We start from the raw sequence: 17,762 nt of genomic DNA, 5'->3' as shown, positions 1-17,762 counted from the left end.
GCAGCACGCGGTTCGCAGCTTCCGGGTTATCAGTCGCCGTGAGCACGTACCCCCCCCCCCACCCCCGCCCCACAACGGACGACAGCGCGGCTCACCCCGCCGCGTCGGCCTCCGGCGCCCCGAGCTGGGCCAGGTCGACCACCGCCGCGACCCGCACCGCCACACTCTCCGCGTACACCACCGCCGCACGATCGAACGGCCCGCGACTCGCCCCGCGCAGAAACGTCACCACGCCCAGCGTCCGCCCCCGACTGCGCAGCACCGCACACAGCCCGTGCTGAGTCCCCGGCGGCCACAACCGCCCCGCCGCCCACCGCCCCGCAGCCCCCGCCTGCCCCGCCGCCCCCGCGCTAGCCCGCACCGACCCACCCCGCGCCACGCACTGCAGCGCCGGATGCCCCTCCGGGTAACGCACCGGAAGCCCCGCCCGCAGCCCCGCGGACTGCACCGCGGGCCGCACCGGCCCAGCCGCCGCCCCACCAGGCGAAGCCGCCGCCCGCACCAGCCGCAGCGGCTCCAGCCCCGTAGCGAGGTCGAGCAGCGCATGGTCCGCGAACCCCGCGAGCGCGAAGTCCAGATGAACCGTCGCCGCCTCCATCGGGTCCTCGCACTCCGCCGCCGCCTGCCCCGCCCGATGCAGCTGGTTCCCCCGGAACCGCAGCCGCGCCGCCTCCTGCTCAGCCTGCCGGGACTCCGTCACGTCCTGGAACAGCCAGCCGACCCCCAGCGGCACCGGCTCCTCCGCGAGCGGCGACGCCAGCCGCAGAAAGCCGCTGCGCCAGCACCGCCGCCGCTCGCCCCCGCTCTCACCCGCACCCCCGCCCCCGCCCCCGCTCCGGCCCGCGCCCCCGCTCTCGTCCCCGCGCACCGTCACCCAGAGCTCGGCCGGCGCCGGGGGCGAGCCCTCCGCCAGTACGTGCGCCAGGGCGCTCTCCAGCTCCTCCGCGCCCTGGGTGACCAGCTCCCCCAGGGGCCGCCCCAGCAGCGCCGTACGCCCCACACCCAGCGCCCGCGCCGCGTACGCGTTGACGACAGCGGGCCGCAGGTCGACATCGACCAGCACGACCCCCCACGCGGCGTCGTCGAGCAGCGCCTCGCTCAGCGCGATGGACCGCTCCAGGTCGATCTGCGTGTGCACCTCGCTGAACGCGCAGTACACCCCCGCGGGCTTCCCGTCGGGCCCGTGCACGGCCGCGGACTGGGTCCGTACGAGAACCCGCCCGCCGTCCTTGGTCAGCAGCGCGAACTCGTGCACCTGCCGCCCCGGCGCGTGCATCACGGCGAGCAGCCGCTCCTCGACCTCCTCGGCGTCGGCGGTCCGTACCGCCCACCCCGCGAACCCCCGCCGACCGACCGCCTCATCGGCCGACCAGCCCAGAATCCGCGCGGCCTCGCGATTCCAGTGGGTCACCACGCCATCCGCGTCGAAGGCGCACAGCGCGGCGTCCATCCCGTCGAGGAGCGCGGCGAGCAGAACATCGGACCCAGGCCCGTCAGGCTCGGCATCGGACGCACGCTCGGGCTCGGGCTCGGGGCCCTCCGCACCCGAGCCCAGGGAGCCCGTGGTTCCACCGCGCTGGGAAGCACTCACCTGCTACACCCCCTGAGGGAGAAGTCCGCCAGTCGGCATGTGCGATACACCGATCATTCAACTTGAACGTGACGCAGCCCACATCTGGTTCCCGGAAATCGTTGCGGCTCAGAAATCCAGTTGTGGGCCGCCGCGGGCGTTCCTAGGGTGTGGAGCACACGAGAAGGGAGGTGGTTCGGCAGATGTATGGAAACCGGACGCGTGAGGTGGCTGCGGGCTAGCGGCCCGTCGTCGCACTCTGTGCGGTGCCGGACCAGCGCGTGACAGTGCGCGCAGCCGGCCCAATCCCAAGCAGTCACCCGACCCGCGGGCTCGCCGGTACGTCCGGCCGGCTCCCCCCAGGGGGAACCCGAGCCCGCGGGTCGTCTGCGTTCCTACGGAATCCGCGGTTAAGCCGACAACGGACTGGCCCCGCCGCCCACCGCGGCCGCCGCGTCCGGATAGACGTCGAAGAGACGGCGTACGCCGAGCGCCGCGAGCACCCGGTTGACGTGCGAGCCGTCCTCCGCGCCCCGCGCCGGGAGGATCAGCCGGAGATTGCCCTGACAGGACCGGATCAGGCGGCGGGTCGCGATCAGCACGCCGACGCCGCTGGAGTCGCAGAACTGGACCTCGGAGAGGTCGAGCACAAGATCACGGCGGCCGTCGGCGACCGCGTTGTGGACGCGCTGGCGCAGCATGGGCGAGGTCACCAGGTCCATCTCGCCGGACACCCGCACGACGACCCAGCCGCTCTGCCTGCCCTCGGTCACTTTGAGCGCCACGCCATGCCTCTCACCTTGCCGGCCAGGGAGCGTCCGCCCGCTCCCTCATGGGCGGCTGCCCCGCCGCCGTCTCGCAAAACAACCCCGCGGCTAGTACCACGTCACATCCGAAGACCTATCACATATGCGCTGATTCGATCTAGGACGGTCCTGACCGGCCCTGACCGGGCGCGCATTGCCGCAATTCGGGGTGCGTTGTCACACCGGCCCACTACATTCGAGGTGAGAGTGTGGGCGACGGCACACAGCACAGCGCAAGGGGACGCAAGGGGACACAAGGGGAGGGGCCCGATGGCCAAGCACGCACCACCCCGCTGGGACCGCAGGATGCAGCAGCGCCTCGCGCGCGGCGAGGCGGCCGCGCTCGGCGAGCTCTACGACCGCTACGCCTCCCTGGTGCACGGCCTGGCCCACCGGGTGCTGGGCCAGGACGAGGCGGCCGACCGAGTCACCCGCGAGGTGTTCGCCCACGTCTGGGAGAACCCCGAGGAGTACGAACCCAAGCAGGGCTCGCTGCGCTCCTGGGTCGCCGGGCTGACCCACCGGCACGCGGTACGGCGGCTGCGCCAGACCGAGACCGCCGCGCTCGCCGACGGCGGCGCGGGGACCACGGAGGACCTGGAGCGCAAGGTGCTGCGCGCGTCGGCCGCCGCCCGCGCCGACTACATCGTGACGTCGATGCCCGCGCCGCTGCGGGCGGCCCTGGAGAGCGCCTACCTCAAGCGCCGCGACTACCGCCAGACCGCGGCCGACCTGGGCGTCACCGAGGACGAGGCGCGCCGCAGACTCCGGCTGGGCCTCCAGTTGCTCGCCACAGCCAACGAACCCCGCCCCGCGACGGCGCCACCGGGCTACGGAACCGCACTGTGAACCCGGACCCGCTCGAGCCCATGGACGAAGACACACCCGGCACCAGCACCAACGCCAACGAAAACATCAACCCCAACGGAAACACCAACATCAACGAAAACAACGGGAACAACGGGAACAACGGGAACAACGGCAACGGCGGCAACACCGGACACCGACAAGGCCCAGGCAGCCCAGGCCGCCCGCAGATACCCACGCCGCGCGCCTCGGTAGAGGACACCGGACGCCCGCTGCCCGAGGTCGCCCTGCCGCCGCCCGCTCCGCCCCAGCTCGACCACGGCGTGCTCAAGTCGCTGCTCGGAGCCTGGGCCCTGTCCGCCTGCTCGGCGGCCGAGGCCGCCGCTGTCGAAGCGCACCTGGGCGGCTGCGGCCCCTGCGCGGACGAGGCGCTGCGGCTGCGGGACGCCGTGGGGCTGCTGCACCCCGAGGACAGCCTGGACCTCGATCCGGGGCTCAGGTCGCGCGTGCTCGCCGGGTGCCTGAACCGCAGACCGCCGCGCATACCCGTACCCGAGTGGGCCGCTCCGTACGACGCCGAGACCGCGCGTCTGGACGCGCTGCTCCAGGACATCGGCGACGGCGAGTGGCACGCGCCGGTGCGGCTGAAGTGGTATGAGGGCGACCAGCAGGTCAACCGCAGGACCACCGTCGCCGGAGCCATCGCCCACCTGCTGACGGTGGACGGCCTGGTCGCGCTCGCCCTCGGCCTGGACGACCCGCTGGGCGACGAGGCCCCGCGGGACGGCGGAACCCCGCAGGCGCGCACCGAGGCGTACTGGGCCGCCTCGCGGCACCCGACCACCCGCGATGTGCGCCTGCCCTGGCGGGAGCAGAGCCACACCCTGGTACGCACGGTGTCGTTCGCGGGCGGCGGCTCGGCCGAGCTGGCCGTCCCGTACGGCCCGCATCCGAGCCGCCCCGACCGGCTGCCGCTGCGCGACTCGCTCCTCGAACGGGCCTTCGGCTGCTGGGTGCACGCGGGCGACATCGCGGACGCGGTGGACTACCCGTACGAGCCTCCCGCGCCCCGGCACCTCAACCAGATGATCGATCTCACCGCCCGGATGCTGCCCGCCGCGCTGGCCGCACGCCGCCGCTCCGGGCTGGCGGCCCCGCCCCGGCAGCTGGTCACGACGGGCGCGCCCGGCCGGACCCTGCGGCTGGAGGTGGAGGGCGTGGGCGGCGGCGAGTGGTTCATCGCGCTCGACTCGCCGGGGGCGGCCGTGTCGCCGGAGCGCGAGGTGGCTCATGTCGCGCTGGACAGCGTGGAGTTCTCCAAGCTGGCGGCGGGGCATGTGCCGCCACGGGACGCGGCGGCCGGACAGCACGGCGACCGTCAGGCGATCGAGGACGTCCTGTCGGCGGCGGCGTCACTCAGCCGCATGTAAAACAGGACGCACCACACGCACCACGACACGCCCCACGCCCCACGCCTCAGGTGAATCAGGTGAATCAGGTGAAGACGACCGTACGCCGCCCGTTCAGCAGAATCCGGTGCTCGGCGTGCCACTGCACGGCCCGCGCCAGCGCCTGGCACTCCACGTCGCGCCCGACCGCCACCAGCTGCTCCGGCGTCACCGCGTGGCCGACCCGCTCGACCTCCTGCTCGATGATCGGGCCCTCGTCGAGGTCCGCCGTCACATAGTGCGCGGTCGCGCCGATCAGCTTCACCCCGCGCTCGTGCGCCTGGTGGTAGGGCTTGGCCCCCTTGAAGCTCGGCAGGAACGAGTGGTGGATGTTGATGATCCGGCCGCTGAGCCGCTTGCACAGATCGTCCGAGAGCACCTGCATATAGCGGGCCAGCACCACCAGCTCGACGCCTTCGTCGCGCACCAGCTCAAGCAGCCGCTCCTCGGCCTGGGGCTTGGTGTCCTTCGTGACCGGGATGTGGTGGAAGGGGACGCCGTACGAGGTGACCAGCTCGGCGAAGTCGGTGTGGTTGGAGACGACCGCCGCGATCTCCACCGGCAGCGCCCCGGTCCGCGCCCGGAACAGCAGGTCGTTCAGGCAGTGCCCGAACTTGGAGACCATCAGGATGATCCGCATGCGCTGGTCGGGGCGGTGGATCTGCCAGTCCATCTGGAAGGACTCGCCGACCGCCGCGAAGCTCGCCCGCAGCTTGTCCACGGTCACCGAGGCCTCGGCCGAGAAGTGCACCCGCATGAAGAACAGCCCCGTGTCGCGGTCGCCGAACTGCTGGCTGTCCTGGATGTTGCAGCCGGTCATGAACAGGTAGCTGGACACGGCGTGCACGATGCCCTGCTTGTCCGGACAGGACAGCGTCAGGACGTACTGCTTCAGGGGTGCGGGCTGCTCAGTCATGCGCAGCAGGCTACGCGGTCAGGCCGACCGGGTCAGAATCCGCAGTACCTCAAGGGTGCGGGGTGCGGTGTCCGGGTCCTCGCCGTCACCGACCGAGAGCCGCACATGGGCGTCGCGCGCGGCCCGTACCGCCTCCGGCCACCCGGCGTGCTCCAGGTACGCCGAGACCGGGGCGTCGGGACCGACCTCGTGCATGATCCGCAGCACCCGCAGCACGGCGACGTCGACCAGCGCCGCCTCCTGCGAGTCGCGGAAGATCGTGCCGACGTACTTCTCCGCCGACCAGTTGTCCAGCCAGGTGTCCTCGACCAGTCGGTACACGGCGTCGGTGACGTCCCCGTACCCCTCGTGGCCCGTCAGCCAGCACTCCTGCTGGAAGACCGGGTCGGAGAGCATGTGCAGCGCCGAGCGCACGTTGCTGCGCCAGCGCCACCACGGCATGTCGTTCAAAGGCATGCCGCCCATGGTGGGGGAGCGACGGCCGCGACGGGAAGACTTCTCCGAACCTTGCACGGTCATCGATCGTACGTTCCCCATGCGCACCGCTGAACCAGCCCCGGCAGTTCACCCGTATGTCACCGAGCGTTGGGAGGGGGGCACACAGAGGTTCGCGGGGGCCGTGGATCGTGCGTGGACATGACCGCTCGGCTACGTCACGTGCTTCCCCGCCCGCTCAAGACCGCCGCGCTCGCCGTGGCCGCCACAGCGGTGTGTACGTCGCTGACGGTCGGCTGCGGCGTGCTCCCTGGAGCCACGGGGGGTTCCGGGGGGCCTGTCGTCGTCATGACCTGGGCCCCTGAGGACACCCGCGAGATCAACGCGCCGGGCGTGCCCGCGATGGCGCAGGCGTACGCCCGCTGGGTGAACGACAACGGCGGCCTTGACGGCCGCGAGCTCAAGGTCCTGACCTGCAACGACCGCAACGACAAGGTGGGCGCTGCGGAGTGCGCCCGGCGCGCGGTCAAGGAGGAGGCGGTCGCGGTGGTCGGCTCCTTCAGCCAGCACGCCCGTGCCTTCGTCTCCCCGCTGGAGGCCGCGGGCATCCCGTACATCGGCGGCTACGGGCTCACCGACGCCGAGTTCACCAGCGCGGTCTCGTACCCCGTCAACGGCGGCCAGGCCGCGCTGATGGCCGGGAACGGCCGCCAGCTCGCCGCGGACTGCGAGCGGGTCGCCCTCGTACGCCCCGACACCATCGCGGGCGACAAGCTGCCCGCGCTGCTCAACACCGGGCTCGCCGAGGGCGGAGACGACGGCAAGAGCGGCCAGAGCGGCCAGAGCGGTGAGGACGATGGGGACGATGGGGACGGCAAGGGGGCCGTCGAGGCCGCCGACGTGCTCGCCGCCGAGGACGCCACGAACTTCACCCCGCAGGCGAAGGAGGCCATCGCCAAGGCGGGCGCGCCCGCGTCGCTGGCGGCCGAGGTCGGCGTCGAGCAGGCCACGGAACGGGCCCGCAAGGGCTGTGTCACGGTGGCGCTCGGCGACCGTACGGACACGTTCGTCGACTCCTTCCGGCGCGCTCGGAAGGACTTCCAGCAGGTACGGATCTCCTCGGTGCTCGGCAGTGTGGACCAGTCCCTGGTGGACCAGACGGGCGGCAGGAACAGCCCGTACGAGGGCGCTTTCCTCACCGGCTGGTACCCGGCGGCCGACGATGAGCGCTGGACGCCGATGCGGAAGGTGATCCGCGAGCAGGCCTTCGGCGACAACCGCATCGACCCGTCGAACGCGGGCGTGCAGACGACCTGGATCGCGTACACCGTGTTCCAGCGGGTCGTGGAGTCGCTGGGCGAAGATGCGGAGGTCAGCGCGCTGACCGTGAGCCGGGCGCTCAACGACGGCCTACAGGTGGAGACCGGGGGCCTTACGCCGCCGCTGAGCTGGCGCTTCGAGGACACCATCGCCGGGCGCTCGTATCCGCGCCTGGTCAACGCGCACGTCACCTTCCAGGTCGTGCGCGAGGGTCGGCTCATCGCGGCACGCAAGGCGTCGGTCGACGTCGCGAAGACCCTGGAACAGACCCCCTGAGGGACAGCCCCCTGAGGAACAGCCCCCTGAGGAACAGCCCCCTGAGGAACAGACCTCCTGACGCCCCTCAGAGCTGGCCCCCTCAGAGCTGGGTCTTGTTCCTCTTGGTGAAGCCGTGCTCGTCGGCGATCGCGTTCCACAGGCGCGCCGCCTGTTCCTTGTGCTTGGTCGCCTCGCCGCTCGCGGTGTTGCCCTTGGCGGTCTGGCCCGTGGTGCGCGCCTCGCCCTTCGGGCAGCCGTTCTTGCCCGCGACCTGGTCGGCCCACTTGGCGTAGTGCAGGTCGGCCCACGCGGACGCCTTCCACGCCTCGTTGAGGTGTGACTTCAGCGCACCGTTGTTCGGCAGTTTGTCGACGGGGAGCTCGCTGAGCCGGGAGACCAGGCGGTTGCGCTGCCGGGCCGCGGCGCGCAGGTCGACGGCGGCCTTGTCGAGCTTGTCGCACTGCTTGATGTTCTGCACGGAGCGGATCACCGCGTCACGGCTGTTGTTGCTGTCCGCGAGGAGCTTGTCCAGCTTGGCCGCCTGCTGCTTGACCGGGTCGACGGACGGCGACGGAGAAGGGGACGGGGACGGCGTGGGCGTCGGGCTCTCGGGCTGCCGCTCGCTCTCGTCCGGGCCCGGTGAGGACGCGGACACGGTCTCCGGATCGTCCTTGTCGTCGCCACCGCTGTTGGCGTACACGGCTCCGCCGCCGATCCCGAGCGCGGCGATCACGGCGAACGCGGCCAGCATCGGCCCCTTGGACCTGGTGCGCCCACGCCCGACGGCCTCGGGTTCGCGGCGCGCCGCGCGGCCCTGCGGGGGCGCGGCGTGCGGCTCGTCGGGACGCTCGAAGCGGGGCATCTGCTGGGTGGCCCCGGCCTCGGCCCCGGACCCGGCCCCGGCTGCCGTGGGCTCGCTCCTGAAAAGGCTCTCGAACTCGGCGGGCGGCTGCCGGTCCTGCCCGCCGGGTGCGGGCGCACCGGGAGCACCGGGACGGATGCCGTACGGCGCGCCGGGCGGCGGCGGGGGAGCGGGCGTGGCGCCCGGCACGGGGGCGATGTACTGCGTGGGGTCGGTGTCGGACCCGCCCGCGGGGACGGGGGCCACGAACTGGGTGGGATCGGTGTCGGACCCGCCCGGAACACCGCTCGGGTGCGGGTGCGGGGGTTGGGGCTGGTGCGGGTGCTGGTCCGGCGTCGTCGGCACCCGGCCCAGGTACTGCGTGGCATCGGCGTACTGCGTGGCATCGGCGGCCGCCGCCTCGGCGGGCAGCGCCCCCGGAGGACCCGCCTGCGTCCCCTGGACCGGCGCGATCAGCTGGGTGGCGCCTTCGTCGACGCCGGGTCCCGCAGGGGGCATGGGAGGCGTCGCGGGCGCGGGGGCGAGGTACTGCGTGGCAGCGGCGTCACCCGCTGCCTCGGGCGGCAACGCGCCCGGCGGCCGGGGCGCGTTCTCCGGCGGCAGCGCACCGGGCGGCTGGGGCGCGCCCTGCTGAGGCAGGCCCCCCGGCTGCGGGGCCATGGCCGGGGCCTGCGGCGCGCCCGCCGCGTACGGGGACGCCTGGGGTGGCTGGGGCACCTGGGGCGCTTGAGGCATCTGCGGGGCTTGAGGCATCTGCGGGGCCTGCTGCGCGGGCGGCCACCCCTGCTGCTCACCGGAGGGGGCCGCCTGCTCACCGGAGGGGGCGGCCGGAGCCGCGGGCGCGTTCGGGACGCCGGGCGTGCCCGCCGCGGGCCCCCACGGAGCGCCCCACGGCTGGCCGCCCGCGGGTATCGCCTGATCCCCGTAGGAGGCGCGGGGGTCGCCGCCGTCGGCGGGCAGCACGACACCCTCGTGGGCGGGCCGCGCCGCGGGATGCTGCGGCTCCTCGCCCTGTCCGCTCTGCGTCACCGGATCTCCTACGGATGCGCATACGCATGGGATACGTATGGGGACCTACTCAGTCGTCGGCTCACGCTACCGGGTCACCCCGGCGAGCCGAAACGCAGCTCCCATACCGTCCGGTACCGCTGGACACAGGGCTGTTGGGGGACCCCGAGGCCCCCAACAGCCCTCAACACCCCCCCGCCGACAAGCCCCTGCGCCGCTACGCCGCCATCAGATCGACCCGCGCCCCGAACTCCCGTACCACCGACTCGTCCCGGAACGGTTCGAGCCGCTCCCTGAAGTCCTCCAGGTACTCCGCCCCCCGGTTGGACCGCAGCCCGCCGAGCAGCTCGACGGCCCGCGTCCCCGTGTGGCACGCCTGCTCCACCTCACGCTGCTGCACCTGCGCCGTCGCCAGCAGCACCAGCCCGATCGCCCGCCGCCGCGCCCGTGTCTCGGGGTGCCCGTCGACGGACTCCTGGGCGCTGCGCGCCGCCGCGTCCGCCTGGCCGAGGTCGCGGTGGCAGTGCGCCAACTCGTCGGCCAGATAGGCGTGGTCGAAGTGCGAGATCCACACCGGGTCGTCCCCGGCCGCCGACGCCGCGTCCGCCCGCTCCATCGCGGAGTGCGCCCGCATCGCCACCGTCTGGGTCGCCCGTGCGTCCCCGAGCAGCGCGTGCCCGCGCGCCTCGGCCGCGTAGAACATCGACTCCGCACGCGGTGTGACGTGCCCGCGCGCCCCCTCCTGCGCCGCTCGCGCCAGCTGCGCGATCTCGCGCGGGCTGCCCAGCTGCGCCGCCAAGTGGCTCATGGACGCGGCCAGTACGTACCCGCCGTACCCCCGGTCCCCGGCCGCCTGCGCGAGCCGCAGCGCCTGGATGTAGTACCGCTGCGCGAGCCCCGGCTGCCCGGTGTCCACGGCCATATAGCCCGCGAGCTCCGTCAACCGCGCCACCGCCGCGAAGAGTTCACGCCCCACCGACTCGCGGTACGAGCCCGCGAGCAGCCCGGACACCACCGAGTTCAGATAGTGCACGACGACCGGGCGCACATGTCCGCTGCCGTACTGGTGGTCGAGTTCGACGAGCGCGCTGGTCATCCCCTGTACCGCCGCCACGTCGGCCGTGCCGACGCGCGGGCCGGCAGTCCTGGACACCTGGGCGTCCATGGCCGTGATCAGCCAGTCGCGGCTCGGCTCGACCAGCGCGGACGCCGCGACCGACGAGCCGCTGAGGAACTCGCGCCGCCCCACGTCGCTGCGCCACAGCTCGCAGACCTGCTCCACGGCCCCGAGCACCGTGGGCGAGAACTGGAGTCCGACGCCGGAGGCGAGGTGCTTGCCGTTGGCCATGCCGATCTCGTCGATCGTGACGGTACGGGCCAGCTTCCGGCCCAGTGCCTCGGCGATGATCGCGGGGGCCCGGCCGCGCGGCTGCTGGCCGCGCAGCCAGCGGGCGACGGACGTCTTGTCGTAGCGGAGATCGAGACCGTGCTCGGCGCCGCACATGTTGACCCTGCGGGCCAGCCCGGCGTTGGAACACCCGGCTTCCTGGATGAGTGCCTGGAGCCGTTCGTTCGGTTGACGTGCGACGAGAGGCCTGGCGGCCATGGCGTACCCCCTGAGTGCACCGGTTGACTGCGTCCCCGATGATCAATGCCCAATGGTCAAACGGACGATGCGAGGCATATAAGTACTATCCGGGCATGTCCGGTGTGTGACGCGTGGTGGCGCATGCGGTCAGTTGTCTCCCCCTCACACCTGGTTACCCGCCCCGGCTGACGATCCGCGTGCGCGCCCCCGCCTGTGCACCCATGCGCCCCATACGCGGGATGGATGCGCCGTACCGGCGCACGCCTCAGCCGTAACCCAGAGTGGCGAAGGGAGTTGTCATCTGCGTGGAAGACACCATGACCGGCAACGAAGCCGCACAGATCCCCAAGCAGCGCGGTGAGCGGCTGCTCGACATCGCCGTGCGATACGCGGAGGAACGGCATTGGGATGTCTGCCCCGGCACGAGCCTGGAGCCCGCGGACGGCGTCGAACACTGCTCCTGCGGCGATGACTCCTGCCCGGCGCCCGGCGCCCACCCGGCCCGCGAGGACTGGCCGACCCAGGCGACCGGCAGCGCCACCGTCGCCAGGCGGCTGTGGTCCAAGCAGCCGAACGCGTCCATCCTGATGCCGACCGGGCGTACCTTCGACGCGATCGACGTGCCCGAGACGGCGGGATTCCTGGCCCTCGCCCGGATGGAACGCATGGAGCTCACCCTGGGCCCGGTCATCCTGACCCCGAACCGCAGGATGCAGTTCCTGGTCCTGCCCGGCGCCGCCGCCAAGACCCCCGACCTGGTACGGAAGCTGGGCTGGCCGCCCGCGTCGCTCGACCTGACCACGCTCGGCGAGGGCAGCTGGGTCGCCGCGCCGCCCACCCGCTTCGGGCCGCACGGAGCGGCCCAGTGGGCCTGCCGCCCCACGCCCGCCAACCGCTGGCTGCCGGACGCCGAGGAGCTGATCAGCCCGCTCGCCTACGCCTGCGGCCGCGAAGCCCGCCGCTGACCGCGCTGACATCCGTCCCCTTCCGTATCGTGGCTGCTGACCTGGGGCGCACCGCGCCCCGACAGCACGCTCAGCGTTCACAAGGGGGAACGAGTGACAGGCGAGTCGACAGTCAGGACAGCAGTCAGGACAGCGGAGGTCACGGCACCTGTGGCGGGTCCGCCCGCCGTGCGGGTATCGGGCCTGTGGAAGCGGTTCGGCGAACAGATCGCCGTCTCGGGCATCGACCTGGAGCTGCCCGCGGGCCGCTTCATAGGCCTGGTCGGCCCGAACGGCGCGGGCAAGACCACCACCCTGTCCATGGTGACCGGGCTGCTCCGCCCCGATCAGGGCTCGGTCGAGATCGTCGGCCACGACGTCTGGCGTGACCCGGTCGAGGTCAAGGCCCGGATCGGGGTACTCCCCGAGGGCCTCAGGCTCTTCGAGCGGCTCTCCGGACGCGAACTCCTCGCCTACACCGGCCGCCTGCGCGGCCTCCCCGGCGACGAGGTCGACAAGCGGGCCACCCAGCTCCTGGACGTACTGGACCTGGCGGGCGCGCAGCACAAGCTCGTCGTCGACTACTCCACCGGCATGCGCAAGAAGATCGGCCTCGCCGCCGCGCTGCTGCACAACCCCGAAGTGCTCTTCCTCGACGAGCCGTTCGAGGGCGTCGACCCGGTCTCCGCCCAGACCATCCGCGGCGTACTGGAGCGCTACACCGCGTCCGGCGCCACCGTGGTCTTCTCCAGCCACGTCATGGAACTCGTCGAGTCGCTGTGCGACTGGGTCGCCGTGATGGCCGCGGGCCGCATCCGCGCCCAGGGCCCGCTCGCCGACGTACGCGGCGAAGCGCCGACCCTCCAGGACGCGTTCCTCGAACTGGTCGGCGCGAGCAGCCGCGACAGCGGCCACTCCCTGGACTGGCTCGGCGGCACCGCGACCGCCAGCGCGACCACGCCCGCCAGCCCCAGCGGCACCGCGACCGCGACCGCCAGCGCCAGCGGCACCGCGACTGCGACCGCCAGCGCCAGCGCCCCCGCTCGTGACCACGACGGCGGTACGCGATGACCGCCACCGCCACCAGCACCGACACCCCCCACCCCACGGACGCCGCGACGGGCCGGAACCCGCGCCCCGGCTCCGGTCCCGGCTCCGGCTCCGCCTCGCTCACCCCGGTCTTCGTCCGGCTGAAGCTCTCGCTGCTCCGCAACGGCCTGCGCCGCTCCGGCGGCCGCCGCGCCGCGTACGTCGTCTCGCTCGTCTTCGCGCTCCTCTTCGCGGCGCTCCAGACGCTCGGCCTGATCATGCTGCGCGGCAATGACCACGCCGCCACGGTCGTGGTCCTCGCGGTGGCCGTCCTGGCCGTCGGCTGGGCGTTCATGCCGCTGTTCTTCGCCAGCGGCGACGAGACCCTGGACGCCACCCGCCTGGTGATGCTGCCGCTGCGCCCCCGGCCGCTGGTACGGGCGCTGCTCGCGGCGTCCCTGGTCGGCATCGGCCCGCTGTTCACGCTCTGCCTGGTCGCGGGCTCGATCGTCACGGTGGCGCACGGCACGGCGGCGGTGCTCACCGGCGTGGTCGCCGCCGCCCTCACGCTCCTGCTCTGCGTGACGCTGTCCCGTACTGTCGCGGCCGCCAACGTCCGCCTGCTCACCAGCCGCAAGGGCCGCGACCTCGCCGTGCTCAGCGGCCTGATCATCGCGGTCGGCATTCAGGCGGTGAACTTCGGCGCGGCGCAGCTCAGCGAGTCCGGCGGGCTGTCCCGGCTCGACCCGGTCGCGGACGTACTGAGCTGGGTGCCGCCCGCGTCGGCGTTCGGCGCGGTGGCGTCCGTGAGCGACGGCTCGTACGCGACGGGCCTGGCCCAGCTCGCGCTCTCCGCCGCGGCCCTGGTCCTGCTCCTGGCCGCCTGGAGCCGCAGCCTGACCCGGCTGATGACCGCGCCGGACGGCTCCACGCTCCAGGCCGAGGAGCCCGCCCGCGACAAGGCCCGCGCCTCGCACGGCCTGGCCCGCCTCCTGCCGGGCGGCCGCACCGGCACGGTCATGGAGCGCACCCTGCGCTACGCCTGGCGCGACCCGAAGACCAAGGCGGGCTGGGTGGCCTCGCTCGCCATCGGCCTGATGGTGCCGCTCCTCAACGCGCTGCAGGGCCAGGGCTCGGTGTACTACGCCTGCCTGGCGGCCGGGATGCTCGGCATGCTGATGTACAACCAGTTCGGCCAGGACACCTCGGCGTTCTGGATGGTCGCGATGACGATCTCCTCGCCACAGGACGCGTACGTCGAACTCCGCGGCCGGGCTCTGGCGCTGCTGGCCGTCACCCTGCCCTACACGGTGCTGGTCACGACCCTGACCGCGGCGTTCGTCGGCGACTGGGGGGAGCTCGTCCCGGCGCTCGGGCTCGCCCTCGCCGTGCTCGGCGCGATGCTCGGCCTCGGCGCGCTCGCCTCGTACCGCTTCGCGTACTCCGTCCCGCAGGAGGGCCACAAGACCGCCGCGCCGGGCCAGGCCGGACTGGTCTGGAGCTCCATCTTCGCCGGGATGGTCGTCGCGTCCGCGCTCTGCGCCCCGCTGGTGGTCCTCACGGTCTGGGCCCACCTCGCCGACGCGCACGCCTGGCTGTGGCTGGTCCTGCCGCTCGGCGCGCTGTACGGGGCGGCGCTGACGCTGCTGGGCCTGAAGCTCGCGGCCCCCAGGGTCGCGCGCAACCTCCCGGAGATCCTGGCGGCGGTCAGCAAGGTCTGACGGTACGCGCGTGCGGTCTACGCGGGTGTGGACTACGAGGGACGGGTCATAGGAGGTCGTCTGGCAGGAGGCGGAAGGCTGGGTGGGCGGTCAGCGGCCGCATCGACCGGTCACCGAGGTCCCCGCCCATCTCACGCAGGGTGTTCGCGATCTCCCCGTCCGTGAGCGTGACCAGATTCAGATCCGGGATGTCGAGTGGGCCCATGGGATCTGTGCGGAAGGAGTACACCGGCTGATCGAGGCTCTCTATGGGAATGATGCCCATGATGGGCTTCCCGTTGCGTGTGACGATGATCGTGGCTCCACGATCGGCCACTTGATCGGCGATTTTCGCTGGCTGCTTGAGAGCCCTCAGCGGTACGACTTCGGGCTGTCGCGAGTCTGCACCCATATCTACGTCGTACCACGTCGTACCACGCCGTACGCCGACTGCAAGGGGAGGCTGCCAGCTACCTGTTGGCTAGCTGTCGTGTCGCGGAAGCTCGCACCAGACGGTCTTGCCGCCGGACCGCTGCTCGACGCCCCAGCGCAGCGCGAGGGCGTCGAGCAGCAGCAGCCCCCGCCCGGCTTCCTCGTCGGCGTCGGGGCGACGCAGCACCAGCCAGGCGTGCGGCTCCGGGTCCCACACCTCGACCCGCGTACACCGCCCGTGCCCGCCGACGACGCGTACGGAGACCGGGGTGCCCTCCCCGACATGGGCGATGACGTTCGCCAGCAGCTCGCTGAGGCACAGCTGCACCTCCGGGCAGGGCCCGCCGATGTGCTCGCGCACGGCCCGGCGCACCTCGGGCACGGCCTTCGGCAGCGCGGGCAGCTGGAGGCTGAACGGCTTCACCGCCGGGTGCCTGCCCCGCTGTTGAGCGCCTTGGCGAGGGCCTGGGCGGTGTCGGCGTTGCAGTTGCCGAGGGCGATCAGATGATCCGGGGTGAGCGGATCGAGCCCGAGCGAGGGCAACGTGATCCCGTGCGCGCCGAGCGCCGCGCGGAGCCGCTCCAGGCAGACGGATGTGGTGGGGGCGGGTGTGGGGGTGGTGTCCATGCGGGGCACGCCTTCCTGTGCGCTGTGTGACGAATCCCTCACAGGCTGACGCGGGTCGGCGTACCGTAGAAGGGGTTTGGGTTGCGCAAGGCAACAGGCAAAGAGCGGTGGTGGGTTGTGCCTCCTCGTAAGGATCCCGACGCATCGGAAAGCGTTCCGTGCTTCTACGGAGCCGAGTTGCGCTACAAGCGCGTGGAAGCGGGCCTCACGCTTGAACAGTTGGCGGAAGGCAGCTTCCGGGGCATCTCGTTCCTGAGCCAGATCGAGCGAGGAGAGCGACGCATGCCGGAGGATCTGGCCCGGCACGCGGACGAGAAGCTGGGAACGGACGGCTTTTTCACGCGGCGCTGTGAAGACGCGGCCAAGGCCCGTCGGGCTGGGCACCCGCAGTACTTCGCGGACGTCGCTGAGATGGAGAAGTGCGCGGCGACGATCGAGGAATGGGCACCCATGATCGTTCCCGGTCTGCTACAGACCGAAGGATGCGTCCGGGCGGTGATCAGGGCTGGGCAACCGTGGGTTCGGCCCAAAGAGGTTGAGAAGCGCGTACGTGCCCGCTTGAAGCGTGCGGAGATCTGGCAGAACGAAGAGCGCCCGATGTACTGGGGGATCGTTCACGAGTCACTGATCTGCGAGCCGCTGTTGGCACCGGAGAAGATGGCCGCGCAGCTGGAGCACATCGCCGAGGTGATCCGGTCCTCGCAGAGCGTTCTGCAAGTCCTCCCGAAAACGGCTGGCACGCACCCGCTCATGATGGGCATGGTCAAGATCATGACCTTTCTAGACGCGCCACCGCTCGCCTACACCGAGGGCGTGCACAGTGGCCAAGTCATCGACTTCCCGCCGCTCGTGGCGGACTATCGGAGGTCGTACGATCTGCTCAGGGCCGCCGCACTGCCACCCGAGGCGTCCCTGGTCATGATCGAGGAAGCGGCAAGGGGCTACAGAGATGAAGCGCACCAGCACGGTTGAACTGGACTCGGCCATGTGGCGCAAGTCCAGCTACAGCAACGCCGATGGCGCGGACTGCGTCGAGGTCCGTGACGACCTCCCCGGCCTCGTCCCCGTCCGGGACTCCAAGAACCCCCACGGCCCCGCCCTCGTGTTCCCCGCGCACGCCTGGGCTCCCTTCGTCGACCACCTCAAGCGGTAGCCCGCGGCGTGGCCGACGGACTACCGCTCCCAGGTCCCCCCGTTCGGTCCGAGAACCCGGAACTCCACCTCGAACTCTGAGCCAGGAGCGTCACTGGAGTCCCCGAACGTGACTTCGATCAGGCTCGTGGCATGAGGGGCGACGAGGCCTCCGCTGGTCACGAACTTCGCGGCCTTTGGTCCCGAGGAGTCGGGGTGGGTCACCCTGACCTCGGCCTCGAACTCGCGAGGTTCGATGCCCGTGTTCGTGAAGGTGACGGGCACTTGGAGCACATACCGCTCGACCCTCTTCACCGCGTACGCCTTCAGTGTGCCGTCAGCGGTCCTCGCGATGGGCTCACCCAGGTCCTTCACCTGGGCTGACGGCAGCACTGACGCGCTCGGAGTCGGATCATCCGGAGTCGGCGAGACACGCATCGCGTCCTGAAGCGCCCGCTGCCCGCGCTCCGTGCTCTCGTTGGCGCTCGACGCCAGCGAGATACCGCCGTACACCGCCGCCCCAACGAGCGCGGCGGCGATCGCGAGGGCGGCAATCACGCGGCGCACGGTCGAGCTCTCCTTGGCCCCGCGGTCTCGGCCGCAGTGGCGGCGGGAAGTGTCTTCCCGGTGAATCTCACGGTGCCTGCTCCCCCTCGACCATGCGGCCGACTCGCGTGGAACGTGCGGTCGGCATGAACGGTAGGCGAAGACGTTCGGTTGCGGGAGAGGGATCTGACTCGGTCAGGGTGGGTTCCGGTTACGGGACGGGGCTGGATCTGTCCGATGCCGTGCTGGCGGGGCGGCCCCCCCCCCCCCCGGCCCCCCCCCCCCCCCGGCGGGGGGGGGGGGGCCCCCCCCCCCCCCCCCCCCCCCCGCGGGGC

The 17,762-nt window shown here is 72.2% G+C and carries 18 protein-coding genes; 8 read left to right on the top strand and 10 right to left on the bottom strand.

Annotation, left to right across the window (positions count from 1 at the left end; all coding sequences use genetic code 11):
* Positions 1-91 precede the first annotated feature (91 nt).
* Together ACX6XY_RS28425 and ACX6XY_RS28420 are read right to left on the bottom strand one after the other, a co-directional pair.
* Complete coding sequence (locus ACX6XY_RS28425; protein WP_460336901.1) at positions 92-1,591, bottom strand: PAS domain-containing protein; 1,500 nt, start codon at positions 1,589-1,591, stop codon at positions 92-94.
* A gap of 389 nt (positions 1,592-1,980) precedes the next feature.
* Positions 1,981-2,355, bottom strand: coding sequence for an STAS domain-containing protein (locus ACX6XY_RS28420; RefSeq protein ID WP_460336899.1), 375 nt, complete (start codon positions 2,353-2,355; stop codon positions 1,981-1,983).
* Between the two features lie 291 nt (positions 2,356-2,646).
* Here ACX6XY_RS28420 and ACX6XY_RS28415 point away from each other — a divergent pair, with 291 nt between their 5' ends.
* Both ACX6XY_RS28415 and ACX6XY_RS28410 read left to right on the top strand, forming a co-directional pair.
* The gene (locus ACX6XY_RS28415; RefSeq protein WP_460336896.1) at positions 2,647-3,225 is read left to right on the top strand and encodes an RNA polymerase sigma factor; all 579 of its coding nucleotides are present in this window, start codon (positions 2,647-2,649) and stop codon (positions 3,223-3,225) included.
* Positions 3,226-3,245: 20 nt separating this feature from the next.
* Positions 3,246-4,613, top strand: a complete 1,368-nt coding sequence (locus ACX6XY_RS28410) for a zf-HC2 domain-containing protein (RefSeq protein WP_460336893.1) — start codon at positions 3,246-3,248, stop codon at positions 4,611-4,613.
* Positions 4,614-4,677: 64 nt separating this feature from the next.
* Here the strand turns inward: ACX6XY_RS28410 and purU are convergent, their stop codons facing one another.
* The gene (gene purU, locus ACX6XY_RS28405; protein WP_460336890.1) at positions 4,678-5,547 is read right to left on the bottom strand and encodes a formyltetrahydrofolate deformylase; all 870 of its coding nucleotides are present in this window, start codon (positions 5,545-5,547) and stop codon (positions 4,678-4,680) included.
* Positions 5,548-5,565: 18 nt separating this feature from the next.
* Positions 5,566-6,066 carry an SCO4402 family protein gene (locus ACX6XY_RS28400; RefSeq protein ID WP_460336887.1) on the bottom strand — a complete coding sequence of 167 codons (501 nt, stop codon included), beginning with the start codon at positions 6,064-6,066 and terminating at the stop codon, positions 5,566-5,568.
* A gap of 117 nt (positions 6,067-6,183) precedes the next feature.
* Here ACX6XY_RS28400 and ACX6XY_RS28395 point away from each other — a divergent pair, with 117 nt between their 5' ends.
* Positions 6,184-7,578 (top strand): ABC transporter substrate-binding protein, encoded by a 1,395-nt coding sequence (locus tag ACX6XY_RS28395; RefSeq protein ID WP_460336884.1) that lies wholly within the window; start codon positions 6,184-6,186, stop codon positions 7,576-7,578.
* Between the two features lie 82 nt (positions 7,579-7,660).
* Here ACX6XY_RS28395 and ACX6XY_RS28390 read toward each other — a convergent pair whose 3' ends face one another.
* Entirely contained in the window at positions 7,661-9,451 is a 1,791-nt protein-coding gene (locus tag ACX6XY_RS28390; protein WP_460336881.1) for a hypothetical protein, read from the bottom strand.
* A 196-nt stretch (positions 9,452-9,647) separates the two neighbouring features.
* On the bottom strand, positions 9,648-11,036 hold the full coding sequence (locus ACX6XY_RS28385; protein ID WP_460336879.1) for a transcriptional regulator: 1,389 nt from the start codon (positions 11,034-11,036) through the stop codon (positions 9,648-9,650).
* Between the two features lie 299 nt (positions 11,037-11,335).
* Between ACX6XY_RS28385 and ACX6XY_RS28380 the strand changes: the two genes are divergently transcribed.
* The 3 genes from ACX6XY_RS28380 to ACX6XY_RS28370 all read left to right on the top strand — a co-directional run bounded on the left by ACX6XY_RS28380 (position 11,336) and on the right by ACX6XY_RS28370 (position 14,712).
* Positions 11,336-11,983, top strand: coding sequence for a bifunctional DNA primase/polymerase (locus ACX6XY_RS28380; RefSeq protein ID WP_460336905.1), 648 nt, complete (start codon positions 11,336-11,338; stop codon positions 11,981-11,983).
* Positions 11,984-12,133: 150 nt separating this feature from the next.
* Positions 12,134-13,033: an ABC transporter ATP-binding protein gene (locus ACX6XY_RS28375; RefSeq protein ID WP_460336876.1), complete on the top strand. Its 900-nt coding sequence runs from the start codon at positions 12,134-12,136 to the stop codon at positions 13,031-13,033.
* Positions 13,030-14,712 carry a transporter gene (locus tag ACX6XY_RS28370; RefSeq protein ID WP_460336873.1) on the top strand — a complete coding sequence of 561 codons (1,683 nt, stop codon included), beginning with the start codon at positions 13,030-13,032 and terminating at the stop codon, positions 14,710-14,712. Before ACX6XY_RS28375 ends, ACX6XY_RS28370 begins: the two co-directional genes overlap by 4 nt.
* Positions 14,713-14,758: 46 nt before the next feature.
* Here ACX6XY_RS28370 and ACX6XY_RS28365 read toward each other — a convergent pair whose 3' ends face one another.
* From ACX6XY_RS28365 to ACX6XY_RS28355, 3 genes are all read right to left on the bottom strand, one after another.
* Entirely contained in the window at positions 14,759-15,103 is a 345-nt protein-coding gene (locus ACX6XY_RS28365; protein WP_460336870.1) for a type II toxin-antitoxin system Phd/YefM family antitoxin, read from the bottom strand.
* 69 nt (positions 15,104-15,172) lie between these two features.
* Entirely contained in the window at positions 15,173-15,547 is a 375-nt protein-coding gene (locus ACX6XY_RS28360) for an ATP-binding protein (RefSeq protein ID WP_460336867.1), read from the bottom strand.
* Complete coding sequence (locus ACX6XY_RS28355; RefSeq protein WP_460336864.1) at positions 15,544-15,750, bottom strand: hypothetical protein; 207 nt, start codon at positions 15,748-15,750, stop codon at positions 15,544-15,546. The genes ACX6XY_RS28360 and ACX6XY_RS28355 overlap by 4 nt, the downstream gene beginning before the upstream one ends.
* A 117-nt stretch (positions 15,751-15,867) precedes the next feature.
* Here ACX6XY_RS28355 and ACX6XY_RS28350 point away from each other — a divergent pair, with 117 nt between their 5' ends.
* Both ACX6XY_RS28350 and ACX6XY_RS28345 read left to right on the top strand, forming a co-directional pair.
* A complete protein-coding gene (locus ACX6XY_RS28350) occupies positions 15,868-16,722 on the top strand; it encodes a helix-turn-helix domain-containing protein (protein WP_460336903.1) in 855 nt (284 codons plus the stop codon).
* On the top strand, positions 16,700-16,903 hold the full coding sequence (locus ACX6XY_RS28345; RefSeq protein WP_460336861.1) for a DUF397 domain-containing protein: 204 nt from the start codon (positions 16,700-16,702) through the stop codon (positions 16,901-16,903). The genes ACX6XY_RS28350 and ACX6XY_RS28345 overlap by 23 nt, the downstream gene beginning before the upstream one ends.
* Positions 16,904-16,923: 20 nt before the next feature.
* Here ACX6XY_RS28345 and ACX6XY_RS28340 read toward each other — a convergent pair whose 3' ends face one another.
* The gene (locus ACX6XY_RS28340) at positions 16,924-17,439 is read right to left on the bottom strand and encodes a hypothetical protein (RefSeq protein ID WP_460336859.1); all 516 of its coding nucleotides are present in this window, start codon (positions 17,437-17,439) and stop codon (positions 16,924-16,926) included.
* Positions 17,440-17,762: the final 323 nt, after the last annotated feature.

Source organism: Streptomyces sp. O3, from assembly GCF_054788135.1.
This window is presented reverse-complemented; position numbering and strand designations above follow the sequence as displayed.